The sequence below is a fragment of the Pseudomaricurvus sp. HS19 genome, from assembly GCF_009857815.1.
In the GTDB taxonomy this organism is placed as follows: Bacteria; Pseudomonadota; Gammaproteobacteria; order Pseudomonadales; family Cellvibrionaceae; genus Pseudomaricurvus.
Window position 1 is genome coordinate 1,070,046 of sequence record NZ_WVVW01000001.1, and the last position, 14,523, is coordinate 1,084,568.

Here is a 14,523-nt window from a genome sequence, read left to right on the forward strand (position 1 = left end):
TGCAGAACGCTATTCCGCTTTGACTATGTACTGCCCGGTTTCCAATAGTCAGCTACGGGCTGGCTTATCTTTGCAGGCAGTGTAATGCCTGCTCATAAGCGCTGTTTTTCAGACAGCGGAAGTACCTGCGTTGCAGTGCAGCGCAATCACAATTCGATTGTACATACGTGGTGGGGTAAGCCTGCGTCGACCGGTATCAACTCAACCATACCTGTCATCAGCACACCTGCCGGTGTATCACCTTCACCACTGCGTCATGCGCCCGCGGCCATGCACTCCGTTCACCGCCTGAAGAGCTGAGCAGGAAAATGACATTTAAAAGGAACTTTGTTCGTCAGTTAGCCGTTCTCATCAGCAGCAGCGTGATGACCTCTGCTTGCCTGGGTGCAGAACCCGTCACCAATCTGTCAGCCGGTGTCTGGGGAACCTACCAGTACTATCCCGGCGATGACAGCAATACCAATACCGGGGGTGAATTCACCGGCGAAGCGTTAATTATCTACGCCGACGGTGAGGCAGCGCCGCCAGAACGCTGGCTCTATTCCGCCGAAATGCGTTTTGGCCCAGGCAGTTTTACCGATCCTGACAACAACTCCACCGGTGACGAATTCACCCTCCACAAAGCCTGGGTGGGCTGGCGCTTCAGTGACACCTATACCTTGCGGGTGGGTAAATCCCAGGTGCCATTTGGCTGGAAAACCATCAACTTCTGGCCCGGCGACATTCTGCTGGCAGGCTTTGGCGACCAGATGGACGTGGGCTTTAAATTCAGTGCCGTGCAGGAACAGTTCAACTATGACCTCGCCTATTACGTACAGGATGACTGGGGTGGCACCAGTACAGACACCGTTGACGACAACGGCCACTGGGGCAGCTCCACCACCTTCCGCAAGGTGCAGACTTGGGTGGGTAATCTTCGCTGGCAGGCAACTGACCAACACGCCCTCGGTATTTCACTGCAATCCGGCCAACTGCAGGATCTCACCGGCACACCGGACAAACCCACCAGTGGCTCACACGAAGCCGCCGTTCTCTACTACGAAGGCAATATCAACAACCTGTTCCTCAAGGCCTCATGGATTACCCAATCCCGTGAGCTGCCCACCGCCTACTGGCAAGCCGCGCTGCTGCCGGAAGAAATTGAAAACGACCGCTACGCGTTCGAGATCGGTTACAACATCGGCGATTGGTCACTCTACCTTGATGCCAGCGCCGCCAAACCCAACACCGATGGCAACGACGCCGACCGGGTAACGGCGGTAGCGCCGGGGCTCAGCTACGACTACGGCCCGGGATGGATCTATGTGGAATACCTGTGGCAGGACGGCTACGTCGACCGCAACGGCCAGGTCGGCGAAGGGGATTTTGAAGCCCTATACGTCTCACTGGACTTTTATCTTTGAGTACTGACAAACGCACGCACATAACTACAAGCTTGAGAGGAATGCCATGAACGCTCCCAGCCCCGTCACAGAACCCGAAACCGTCGAAAAAGGCTGGATCAGGGTCAACCCACCGGTGTTTATCGGTGCCGGCGGATTGTGCCTGTTGTTTGTGCTGTTTGCGGTGATGGTGCCGGAGACTGCAGAAGCGCTGTTTTCCGCGATTCAATCCTGGGTGGTGAATACAGCGGGCTGGTTCTATGTCCTCGCAGTGGCACTGTTTGTACTGTTTGTCATCATCCTCGCCATGTCCGACTACGGCCACATCAAGCTGGGCCCGGATCACAGTGAACCGGATTACAGCTACGGCTCCTGGTTTGCCATGCTGTTCTCCGCCGGTATGGGTATTGGGCTGATGTTCTTCGGCGTTGCCGAGCCGGTGATGCACACTATGGCGCCTCCCGACGCAGACGCCGGCAGCATCGAAGCTGCGCGCCAGGCCATGCGTATTACCTTTTTTCACTGGGGTATCCATGCTTGGGCCATCTATGCGGTGGTAGCTCTGTCACTGGCCTATTTCGCCTTCCGTCACGGTTTGCCACTGACTATCCGCTCAGCACTGTACCCGCTTATCGGTGATCGTATTCACGGGCCCATCGGTCACGCGGTAGACATTTTTGCTGTACTAGGCACCCTCTTCGGGGTGGCCACCTCCCTGGGCTTCGGAGTCATGCAGGTCAATGCCGGGCTCAATTACCTCTTCGGCATGCCCATTGCCACTGGCTGGCAAATTGTCCTGATCGCCATCATCACCTGTTTTGCCACCATTTCTGTGGTGCTTGGCCTGGATGGGGGGATTCGCCGGGTCTCGGAGCTGAACCTGGTGCTGGCAGTTATCCTGCTTGCCTTCGTGTTGCTGGCAGGCCCCACCGTCTACCTGCTGAAGACCTATGTACAGAACATCGGCGCCTACCTGTCCGGGCTGGTGGAAACCACCTTTAACCTCTATGCCTACGAGCCCCGCGGCTGGATCGGTGGCTGGACCCTGTTCTACTGGGGTTGGTGGATTGCCTGGTCGCCGTTTGTCGGCATGTTTATCGCGCGGGTCTCCCGCGGTCGCACCATCCGTCAATTTGTCATTGGCGTACTTTTGGTGCCGGTCGGCTTCACCTTTATGTGGATGACCTTCTTTGGCAACAGTGCTCTGCATATGATCATCGACCAGGATATTACCCAGTTGGCAGCCGATGTAGAGGCGAACACCTCGGTAGCCCTGTTTCAGTTTTTCGAATACCTGCCCTGGTCTACCATCTCCTCGCTGCTGGCCACGATCCTTGTAGTCACCTTCTTTGTCACCTCGTCTGACTCCGGATCCCTGGTGGTGGATATGCTCACCTCCGGCGGTACCGATGAGGAAACACCGGTCTGGCAGCGTATCTTCTGGTCAGTTACCGAGGGATGCATTGCCGCCGCCCTGCTGATGGCCGGCGGGCTTGCCGCCCTGCAGACCGCCACCATTGCCAGCGCGCTGCCCTTTACTATCGTCATGCTGCTCATGTGCTGGGGGCTGGTGCGCGCGCTGCGCATTGAGGTGGTCAAACGGGTGACCTTGCGCGACGCCATGATTGCCCCGCGGGTAGCTCACCGCCCGGTGACCTGGGAGAAACGACTTTCCCGTATCATTCATCACCCTGGCTACCAGGAGGTGAGCAATTTCCTGAAAAACGTTGTTGAACCGTCGCTGCAGAAAGTGGAGGCGGAATTTGCCAAACGCTCCGTCACGGCAACCGTTGCCCACGACGATCAGGACCGGGTCTGGATCGAGGTGGATCACGGCGATGAACAGCAGTTTTTCTACTCTGTGCATGCCCGCCCCTATGTGCCCCCGAGCTTTGTAGTGCGTGACACCAGCCAGAAACGTGGTAAGGAGCTGCGCTACTACCGGGCGGAAGTCTATCTGCTTGAAGGCGGGCAGGATTACGATGTCATGGGGTGGACCGAAGAACAGGTAATTGCCGATGTGCTGGATCAGTATGAAAAACATATGCATTTTCTGTATGCGACACGCTGACGAGTAAGCAACACAACCCTGCGCGCCCCGGAGTCACCAGACGGCTGTCCCACCATCCTCTCCGGACGATGGTGACCGGGGCTCCACCCTTCCCCCTCGCGAGTTCGTCACACCTGCCGGCAACTCACCCGGAAGCCCCTCTGCAGCTGCTTTCCGGGCACCCTACTCTGTCCTTCTGCCCGAAGAACTCTGCAAGGCACTTTGCGACACCCTCGAAATACGGGCGTTTACCCATTATTCCGAAAAAATCCTCTTCTTCCGCACGCTGATATAGGCGTCAATGAACTCTGGACTGTAAAATAACCACTATGTAAGAGTTAGCCATTCACGGATTGGTATTTCATGGCAAGGGACACAGGCTCTGGCAACTGAGCGTCTTGAGCACTATGTCCTGCTACACGGAGCCCTGCGCTGACGACAATGATAAGGAAAACACTTGGGGCAGCGTCGCTGGCGGGATTGCTGGCAATAGGGAGCCTCTCCAGCCGGGCTGATCTGCTGAACAGGCCCGCTGACGAACGCCCCACCCTGCCATCGTTTGAATCGGGTACTGGTGAGCAGATACTGCCACCCGTCACCATTCCGGACAGTGACAACCTGGAAGGTATCGCCGCTGGCCGCACCGTCTATATCCGCGACTACCAATTTTCCGGCAACCAGGTATTCCCGCTGGAAAAGCTGCAAGCCATCGCCGCCGACTTCCGTAGCCGCCAGGTGAGCTTTGCTGACCTGGAGCGACTTCGCACCACCATCACCCAGGCTTACATCGCTGCAGGCATGGTCAATTCCGGCGCGCTCATCCCCGATCAGGAGGTAGCCGGGGGCGTGGTGCGCGTCCTGATTGTGGAAGGCTATCTGGCCGAAGTCTCTGCACACACTGACGGCCGCCTGCGCACAGCTCCCATTGAGCAACAGATTCTGCGAGCCGGCACGCCCCTCAATGTATTTGCGCTGGAAGAAGAGTTGCAACTGCTGCAGCAGGATCCACGCATCGAACGTTTTCAGGCCCAGCTGCTGCCAGGAGACACACCGGGAGAAGCGCGACTCGACCTGGGTATTGAGGAGGCGCGCCCCTGGCAATTCAACATCACGCTGGCCAATGACGAACCGGTAGCCATTGGTGAAGAGGCCCTGACCCTGGGTTTTATGCACTACAACCTGCTCGGCTTCAGTGATGAGTTGGGTATCTGGGCCACCAAAACCGAGGGGCTGGAGAAAGCCGACGCCTTCTACCGCATCCCCATCAACAGCTACGGCACCACCGTGGGCGTGGCCTGGTCTGAGAGCCATTCCGAAGTGGTGCCCAAACCTTTCGACGCGCTGCAGATTGAGGGCGAGTCCAGCACCTTCACCGGTGAAGTGCAGCATCCACTCTGGCGTCACCCGGACTCCACCATGCGCCTGTTCCTGAAGGCCGAGGCGCGCCGCAGCTACACCAGCTTGCTGGGGTTTGGCTTCACCTTTACCCCGGGCCCCGAAGAGGGTCTTGCCAGGGCACGGGTAGTTCGCATTGGACAGGACTACACTCATCGTAGCCCGCAGCGGGTACTGGCCCTGCGCACGACGCTGAGCACAGGCCTGGACGTTGACAATGCCACCATCCACGACGATGACGACATCCCCGACGGCGAGTTCCTCAGTGCTCTCGTGCAATTCCAGTTGGCCCAGCGTATGGCACTGTTCGACTCCACTCTCATTGGCCGCCTGGACGCCCAGTGGAGCGATTCACCACTGCTGGGTATGGAGCAGCTGGCCATTGGCGGCAAGCGCACCGTGCGAGGCTACGTCGAGAACGGCCTGGTAGCCGACAACGGGGTGATTGCATCACTTGAGTGGCGCATACCGGTATGGCGCAGCGGCGATGGCAGCTCTACCCTGCAGTTTGCCCCCTTCGCCGATTATGGCCAGGGCTGGAACAGCGCCGGGGAAGACCCCGTTGACGATCAGCTGGCCAGCATCGGTGCGGGCCTGTTGTTCTCATCCGGCCACCGTTACCGCGCCGAAGTCTGGTATGGGGAGGCACTGGAAGAGATGACATCCGAGCCTATTGATTCGTCCCTGCAGGAACAGGGCTGGCATCTCAGCCTGTCGGTGACCTTGCCATGAACAGACGCAAAATTACCAATCCCGGTTTGTGGGCCACCGGCCTGGTAATGTGCACATCCGCTGTATTCGCGGTTGATCCCACCACCAGCATTATCGTTAACGGCCCCAACGGTCCCGGTATAGAAAGCTATCTGGGCGGGACCCGCTACACCGTGGGTGAAAACCAGGGCTTTCGCCCCGGCGGCAATTCCGGCATCAACCTGCTGCAGAGTTTTGACACGTTTCAGTTAAACAGCGCCGATACCGTGCTCTTTACTGCCGACCCTGGTCTGACCACGGAAAACATTATCGGCAAGGTGACCGGCGGCGATGTCTCCAATATCTACGGTCGCATTGAGATGAATGTGACTGGCGCGAACCTGTTCCTGCTGAACCCGGCAGGTTTCGTCTTTGGCCCGGGCGCAACCTTGGCTGTGGATGGCAGCTTCCATGCCAGCACCGACAGTGATCTGTGGATGGAAGATCCTGGCGGTAACATGATCACCGCTTTCAGTGGTGATTCGGCGCTGCAGATGGCCCATCCTGCCGCTTTCGGATTCCTGGCCGCCCCAATGGGCAAAATCACGGTCGAAGGGGCTACCCTGCAGGCAAGCAAGGGGCTGTCGTTGCTGGCCAGCGAGATAGACTTGCAGGCGGGCACCTACCTCTATTCTATCGGCGGTTCCATTGATGTGGGTGCCAGCACCATTTCCCTGGATCAATCCCGCATCGAAGCCTACGTTAATGGCAGCGGCGATCCGGCTTCAATTTCGTTGATCAGTCTGGGCAACACCAGCAGCAGCCAGCTCAGCCTGCAAAACAACAGCACCATCAGCACCCGAATCTACGGCACCGCCCCGGCTTCCGGCGACCTTACCATCACGGGCTTTAACCACGTTGTATTGAATGGTGCTAACACCACTATCAATACGGACACCAACGGTGGTCGCGGCGGCAGTATCCTGCTGGACGGAATCGATACCCTCACACTGTCGGACCAGGCACAGATTCGCAGCGACGCAACCGGCAGCAGTGCGCTGGCCGGGAACATCACGGTTAACACCCGTTTACTGACTCTGTCAGAACGGGCAGAAATTTCCACCGGTGCCTTTGAGAGCGCCAACACCAGTGATCCCGGATACACACCGGGCGGCGTTACCATCAGCGCCGATGAAATTCACCTGACCAGCGGCGGCTCCATAGAATCCATCTCTGTTGATGCCGGAAACGGCGGCGATATATCCATTGATACTCGCATACTGACGGCAGACGGCGTCTACATACCGCCGAATTACACCCCGAACAACAGCGCCAGTGCCGCACTGGTCCAGCCCAGTGGCGTATCCACCACTATCGGTTTCAACCAGCAATCCTCTGGCGGCAACATCTACATCAATATGGGGGGTGGCGCAGCCCCGGCCGAATCCATTCAATTAACCAATGGCGGCCGTATTGGCGCCGAAGCGGTGGGTGGCGGTATCGGTGGCGAAATTCACATCCGCGCCGCGGATCTGCTGGTCAGCGGCATTAACCAGGAGCTGGCCGCCATCCTGCCACTGGATAACATTGACCTGGGCACCGGAACCTCTGTTCAACTGCAGGTCTCGCGGGGAGACGATTTTGCCCGCTCGGCCATCGCCGCGGACGCCATTTTCGCGCAGGACAGCTTCGGTGGAATCCAGACCGGCCAGGCAGGTGCCATTTACTTGGACATCGACAATCTGCAGGTGTCCGAGGGGGCCCGCATTGCCACCTTCTCCGATGTTAGCCAGGGCAATGCCGGTGATATCAGTATCAGTGCGGCACAACGGATTTCAGTAACCAGCGGAGGGGAAATTACCTCCCAGAGCTTAAACGACAACGCAGGCCTGCAACCCGGCACATCTGACGCTGGCGACATCAGCCTCAATGCCGACTCTATCCTGCTCAGCGGCGGTTCCATTCTGGCTTCGACCATCAGTGGTGAAGGCGGCTCTGTTAATCTGCAAACAAACGAGATGCGCCTTGAGGCGGGCGGCGCCATTAACGCCACAACCACCGGATCCGGTAGCGCAGGCTCGGTAACAGGATTTGTGGATAATCTGGTGCTCGACAACAGTCAGCTCACTGTATCCACCAGTTCCGACGGCAGTGGTGGCAATATCGACCTGTCCGGCTCCCAACTCACCTTGCGCAACAACAGCCAGATGAACGCCACCAGCAGTGGTACCGGCGACGCGGGCTCCATCCGTCTGGCGACCGGCGATATCGTTATTCATAACAGCGGTATCTACGCCTCCACGGAAGGCTCGGGAAACGGTGGCAATATCGACATTAGCGGTGACAGCCTGACCATGGGCAGCGAGATCAGTGCCACCACCAGCGGCTCCGGCAACGCAGGCTCCATCACCATCGACATCAGCGGCACCACCCTGCTGGATGACAGCCATATATCAGCGTCCACCACATCCACGGGCGCCGGCGGCGACATTTTGCTGAACTCAGGCAATCTCTACCTGCGCAATGACGCCAGTATTGAGGTGCTCTCGCTGGGTACCGGTAATGCCGGCAACATCGATATCAATGTTGCCAACCAGATGCAGCTGGCAGACAGTCGGATAGCGTCGGCGGCTGATCAGGCCTTTGGTGGCGACATCAACATCAATAGTGACGGCTACATACATCTCTACCAAAGCTCGGTCACTACCAGCGTCACGGCGGGAGCCGGCAGCGGCGGCAACATCACTCTCGCCGCGCCCCTGGTGGCGCTCAACCAGGCCAATATTATTGCCAGGGCCGATGCCGGCAATGGCGGCAACATCGCCATTAGCGCCGACCAGTTCTTCCCCACTCCCGATACAATTATTGATGCTTCGGCCAATACCGGTATCGACGGCGAAGTGGTCACCACCACCCCCGATACGTTGCTGGAACAAAGTCTCGCCACCCTGTCGGCCAGCTTTCTCGATGCCACCGCACTGATTCGTCCCGGTTGCGATGTGGCAGGTGCGGCAGAATCCGAGGGCAGTCTTGTGGTGTCCCTGCGCCGGGGCTTGCCCGCCTCACCCGAAGAGCTGCTGGCGTCTTTCGACAGCGACTGGCAGAGCCCGGACAACAGCGACGACTCACTGCTGCTGGCCATGGCGGATACCCCCCAAACCCGGGGAATCAGCTCAACGGTGGAGTCCGCGCAGAGCGCCTTCCGCAGTGGTAATTACAGCGATGCTGAGGCGCATTATGCGGCGCTCTCCGAACTGCCTGAGTCACAACAGAACCACCAGCTGCAAGCCTCCGCCCTGCGCGGCCTGGGCGAATCACAACACGCCCAGGGCGAGTATGGTCAAGCACTGATGACCCTGCGCGGCGCCCTGGCAGCGGCCCAAAACAACGGCGACGCTAAACAACAGGCGGAAATTCTCGGCAGTCTGGGCAACACGCTGATTGCGCTGGGAGAGCGCCAGGAAGCCGAGAACTTCCTGCAGCGGGGCATTGTGCTGGCGAAAGACACCGGCAACCCGGAACTGGCCGCCGGCCTCACCACCAATCTTGGCAACGCCTACGCCGCCAGCAACAACTGGAACGACGCGCTCAGCAATTATGAGCAGAGTGCGCAGCTGGCTTTGGCCGCCACTGCTCCCGGTCCCGCGGCACAGGCGCTCTCCAGTGCCGCCCGCGCAGCCTACCAGTCGGGGCAAAGCCAGCGCTCGCTGCAGCTGGCTGATCAGGCCCGCGAGCTGGTACAGGACAGCACCAAGGCCTCAGGCACCAGCAAAGCCCTGGTAACACTCTCCATACACCTGGCCAAAACCTACGAAAAGCTGGCAAGCGACCCCGCCACCCGGGAGTACAAGCCCGCCCTGCGCAATGCTTTCCAACTGCTGAACGCCGCCCTGCAACAGGCCAACGCCCTGGGTGACAATCGCGATGTATCGCTGGTGCTGGGCAATCTGGCAGCACTCTACCGGCTGGAGCAGCGCCATAACGAAGCCCTGTACCTGACCCGCAAGGCCCTTGCCAGCGCCGAGCAGGCAGACGCACCGGACATCATCTACCGCTGGCACTGGCAGATCGGACAGATCCAGGCAGACCAGGGCCACATGCAGGAGGCCATCGCTTCCTATCGCAAATCGGTGAAACTTTTGGAGGAGACCCGTCAGGAAGCCATGGCTCGCTATGGTTCCACCGACCTGCACTTCAAACAGGCGGTTGCCCCTGTGTACCAGGATCTGGTGCGGGCCCTGCTGACCGTGTCCGACCGCACTCCACAACAGGCTTCAACATCCGGTCTGTTGCATGAGGCCCGCAGCACCGTGGAACTGCTCAAAGCCGCGGAGTTGAGGGACTATTTCCAGAATGAATGTATCGCCGAGCTGGCCACACGGCGGCAGGAGCTGGATCAGGTTGCCGACGACGTTGCCATCGTCTATCCGGTCATCCTCGCCGACCGCATTGAACTGCTGGTGAGTATTGGTGGTGAGATTCAGCACTATCCGGTAGCCGCTACCGCAGCCGAACTGGAAGAGACCGCCCGTCACCTGCGCCGCCGCCTGCAGGACCCTCGCAGCAAAGATTACCTGGCGGACGCCCAGCAACTTTACCGCTGGCTGATCCAGCCCTGGATCGCCAACGCTGACAAAGCCAACGTAGCCACCATGGTTTTTGTACCCGACGGCGCCCTGCGTTCACTGCCGATGGCGGTTCTGCACGATGGCCAGCACTATCTGGTGGAGAACTACGCGCTGGCGGTGACCCCCAGCCTCGACCTGATCGACCCCAAACCTTTGAACACCGGAAATGTGCGCCTGCTGGCGGTGGGTGTCAGCGAAGCGGTGAATGGCTTCAGTGCGCTGGCCAATGTCCCGGCGGAGCTGGAAGCCGTGCACAACAGCTTCGGTGGCCAGGTGTTCCTCAACGACCAGTTCAGTGTTGCGCGGGTTGAAAAGGCCATTGCGGATCAACGACCAAACATTGTCCATATCGCCTCCCACGGTGTCTTCAGCGGCGACCCGGACTCCAGCTACCTGCTGGCCTATGACGGCCACCTGACCATGAATCGCCTGGCCGAGGCGGTGAGCGTGGCCCAGTTCCGCGATGACTCACTGGAGCTGTTGATGCTCTCCGCCTGCCAGACTGCCGCCGGTGACGATCGCGCGGCGCTGGGCCTGGCCGGTGTAGCCATTCGTGCCGGTGCCCGCAGCGCGGTCGGCAGCCTGTGGAGTATTTCCGACGAGGCCGCCTACCGGCTGGTGGTGGACTTTTATCAGGCGCTGAGTGTGGAAGGCACCTCCAAGGCAGAAGCATTGCGCACCGCGCAGCGCCACCTGATCGAAGACCCCGCCCTGTCGCACCCGTTTTTCTGGTCACCATTTTTGTTAATCAGTAACTGGTTGTAGGAACAATTTGCAGTGGCTGGTATCGCCGGGTGCTTCTCACTATCATCCGCCAGCAGTACAAAAATTAAATGATGGTATTCACTATGTTTTTTAGCTCTGGTCTCAGAGAGCAATGGCGAAGTTTTCTGGCAGTTGCCGCCATCTGCGCAGGACTCCTGTGTGGCGGCGAAGCCAGCGCTGCGCAACGCAAAGCGCTGTTAATCGGTATCAACGATTACGCCTCGCCGGAGGTCAACGATTTGCGTGGCGCGGTGAACGATGTGGAGATGCTCAGGCGTATCCTCATCACCCGCATGGGATTCCAGCCAGCGGATATTCGTATGCTCACGGATCGCCAGGCCACCCGCACAGCCATACTCGATGCCATGGATGAGCTGGTCACCAATGCGGCAGCGGACGATATTATTTACTTTCACTACTCCGGCCACGGTTCACGCCACCAGGACCTCAACGGTGATGAGGACGATGGCTTCGACGAAACCATCCTCTCTGCCGATGCGCGCATGAATGGCGTGCCCGATATTCTCGATGACGAGTTTGAGAGCCTGCTTTCACGCTTGCGTTCGAAACACGCCCTTATCGTCTTTGACAGCTGTCACTCCGGGACCATTACCCGCTCAGTCTCTACGGTGCAGCCCCGCTCCGTGCCGCCGGATACCCGCCATGACCTGTATAGCAACAGCACCACCACCCGGGCTGTGGTCGAGGTAAACCAGCTGGGGCACGTACTGATGACCGGCGCCCCGCCCGAGGAGGAAGCCCTCGACGGCCCCGTGGATAACGGTTACTACGGTTTGTTCTCCTACTCACTGGCACAGGCCCTGGACCGCTTCGGTCCCAGGGGTACTCCGGCGCAGATCCACCAGGCGGTTAAGCAGGAACTGCAGCGCATCCGCCAACAGCTGTCGTTCGCACCCCCGGAGCCGCAACTGGAAACTTCCGCCGAGCGACTGAATGTGGCCCTGCTCTCGTTCAACAGCAAGCCAGCAATGCTGAACAGCAATTCCGGCCGCCCGGACAGTAACACCGCCAGGCGCTCCTGGCTGACACTGGAGCCACTGCGGGGCCAACAGGCCAAACTGCTTGACGGTGTTGCCCTCAATGCCCGTCCCGGCTCCCGCTGGGGCATCTACGGCGCCTCTGAGACCCGTTTCGCCCCGGGTCAGGCTATTGCCATGGGTACGGTGGAGAAAATCTCCGGACGCGACGCCATCCTGTCGCTGGATGTCGACAGTAAAATGCTGCCGCACCAGGCACGGGCCATTGCCGTGGCCCCGCCGGATGTTTCCAGGGATCTTCCCATCCTGATCAGCGGTGGCGACAAGAAGCAGATGCGTAAGCTCGGCAAGCTGCTGCAGGCCGAGCTCCCCCATGTGCGGGCCGTAAAGCCGGGTGATTTTGCCCGCCTGCAACTGAACTTTGATGGTCGCGGTTGGGTATTGCACGATGCGTCGGGGCTTCAGACCGTGGCAACCTTCCGGGCCATGCCGGCTGAGTCACTGGCACAACAGTTGGTGCCCTCACTGGTGAGGCTCACCAACGTGCTCGGGCTGCTGGCGCTGGAAAATCCCACATCCGATATCGACCTGACCGTCGGCGTCAGGACAGAAACCAGCTCCCTCACCAGCGAGCGTGGCCTGGTGAAAGTGACAGACACACCCCGCCTGCGCTACCGCATCCGCCAAAATGGGGAAGCGCGCAGTCATGCCAATAGCCTGATGGTGGAAGTGGTGGCAGACCGGCCGGTCTACCTCACCATTGTGGATGTGGACACCGAGGGCGCCATTACCCTGCTATTTCCCAACAGTTACCAGCGACACGACTTTCATACTGACGGCTTTATCCCTGCCAACGAGATTGTCCGTATTCCCGACCAGCTGGCCAGCGGCAACCGGGCCGGCTTCCATTGGGATTACGGCCCCCCGGTGGGCCGCGATACCCTGCGCGTGTTCGCCGCCACAGACCTGGAAACGGCGCGCCTGATCCGCAGTTTTATCGCCCGGGCCGCCAGTGATGGAACCTCCCTTGCCCAACTGGGGGATCAGCTGGCGGCCATCAACACCCGGGGCGTCCGGGTGGTAGCAGACACAGCGCCGGCATCCTCTTCCGGATCCAGTACCGCCTCAGCCGCTGATCTGGCTGACCGGCAGGATGCGTGGACCGCCCGCTCGCTGGTGCTGGATATTACCGAGTAGCCAGGGCTGCGCTTATGAGCGACCCGGATAAAAAAAGCGCGACCTGGGGTCGCGCTTTTTTATTCTGCAACCCATCCCACTAAAGCCAGGCAGTTGCTGATCGACTTCCGGGAAGCCGCCGTATTCCGCAATTACTGGTGATTAAACCAGCGGGTAATAATCAGGTCAGCGCCGGCCGCCGAGGCCAGAAACGCCGTCGGCTCAACCATCTGCCGCTGGCCGGTTGTGCTGGTCACCTCCAGCGGCGCCGCTTCCTGAACTTTCACCAGCCCGCGAGGCTGTGGGATCACGGCAGCTTGCGTCACTGGCCGGTAGTTACCCGGGGTAACCGAGCGTGGCGCACTGACCATACTGGCCACGGCCATTTCAATATCCGTCCGCTGACGCGGTGAGGCGACGAAATAGATGGTCTCCACACCCTGGTACTCATCCAGCCCCCACCATTCATTGCCTTCCGGCAACATGTACGTCTGCTCCGCCACCACCGGGTTGCCCATGTGAGGAGCGTCAGGGTCAGGGAAGATCTGCGCCACATAGCCGGTGGCATCAATGCCGATCACATACACATAGCAGTCACAGTTGCTCTTGAATCCCACCTTGATCTTGTCTCCGGCCAGGCGATCACCCCGGCCGTCGTAGAGGGTGGCTCCATCTTCGATAGGCATCAGCTGGACACTGCCGTCGGGCTGTTTCTGCTGCGCCAGCAGGGCCACATCCAGGGCGACGTTCCCGGCCGCCTCCACACTGCGGATCGCTTCCTCATCACCACTGTACTCAGCACCCGCGTCCTGGGCGTTGAAACCGGCGTAGCTGCCAAACTCGGGAAAATACGGCCGGACCTTGGTTTCCGACTGCGCCAGGGCGTTGTAGGCCAGCGCACGCACCAGCTGTTCAATCTCCGAACCGTATTTATTACCGGCGTTCTGCGAGGCGGCATCAATCAGGTTCTGTGCAAAATTCACGGCCGCCGTCGTCAGGATGGGAGCCACACCGGCACAGCCCGCCACGGCAACGAAAGAGGTTGCCAACGCTGTGCGCCTGCTCCAACCCCACAGGCGTTGTTTTTGTTTTGATAGGGAGAAGAGACGTGACATGGTTGCTCCTTCAGTCGAATCCTTTAATAGCTCTTGCTTGTAATAGCTCTTGCCTGTCGTGCAAATGATCAAATTTGGACTTTCGGATAGTACACCAAGCAATGGCATTCCAACACCTGTGAGTAAGGAACCACGGAATGCGCCCTGGTAGAGCATTTTTCAAATGGAGGGCGGCAAGCGCTGCTGAACAACCGCTCGCTAATGGGCTATCCAGAGAAATTAGTCACATACAGCATAAAAACAACAGATTTATTTGGCATTGAATTCATTCAAAACTACTATTTATTTTTGTTCCCCCGGCTCATCGTCTGCGAGCCCCCCAAA

The 14,523-nt window shown here is 59.2% G+C and carries 6 protein-coding genes; 5 read left to right on the plus strand and 1 reads right to left on the minus strand.

Translation table 11 applies throughout. The features are described 5' to 3' along the window. The first annotated feature begins 365 nt into the window (after positions 1–365). From GSF27_RS04830 to GSF27_RS04850, 5 genes are all read left to right on the plus strand, one after another. Positions 366–1,403, plus strand: coding sequence for a porin (locus GSF27_RS04830; protein WP_160966244.1), 1,038 nt, complete (start codon positions 366–368; stop codon positions 1,401–1,403). A gap of 46 nt (positions 1,404–1,449) precedes the next feature. Then, positions 1,450–3,453: a choline BCCT transporter BetT gene (locus GSF27_RS04835; RefSeq protein ID WP_160966246.1), complete on the plus strand. Its 2,004-nt coding sequence runs from the start codon at positions 1,450–1,452 to the stop codon at positions 3,451–3,453. 420 nt (positions 3,454–3,873) lie between these two features. After that, entirely contained in the window at positions 3,874–5,559 is a 1,686-nt protein-coding gene (locus GSF27_RS04840) for a ShlB/FhaC/HecB family hemolysin secretion/activation protein (RefSeq protein ID WP_160966248.1), read from the plus strand. Continuing rightward, positions 5,556–10,910 (plus strand): CHAT domain-containing protein, encoded by a 5,355-nt coding sequence (locus GSF27_RS04845; protein WP_160966250.1) that lies wholly within the window; start codon positions 5,556–5,558, stop codon positions 10,908–10,910. Before GSF27_RS04840 ends, GSF27_RS04845 begins: the two co-directional genes overlap by 4 nt. Before the next feature lie 83 nt (positions 10,911–10,993). Continuing rightward, positions 10,994–13,105 (plus strand): caspase family protein, encoded by a 2,112-nt coding sequence (locus GSF27_RS04850; protein ID WP_160966252.1) that lies wholly within the window; start codon positions 10,994–10,996, stop codon positions 13,103–13,105. Positions 13,106–13,236: 131 nt separating this feature from the next. Here GSF27_RS04850 and GSF27_RS04855 read toward each other — a convergent pair whose 3' ends face one another. Continuing rightward, positions 13,237–14,133, minus strand: coding sequence for a DUF4384 domain-containing protein (locus GSF27_RS04855; protein WP_160966254.1), 897 nt, complete (start codon positions 14,131–14,133; stop codon positions 13,237–13,239). Between the last annotated feature and the right edge of the window lie 390 nt (positions 14,134–14,523).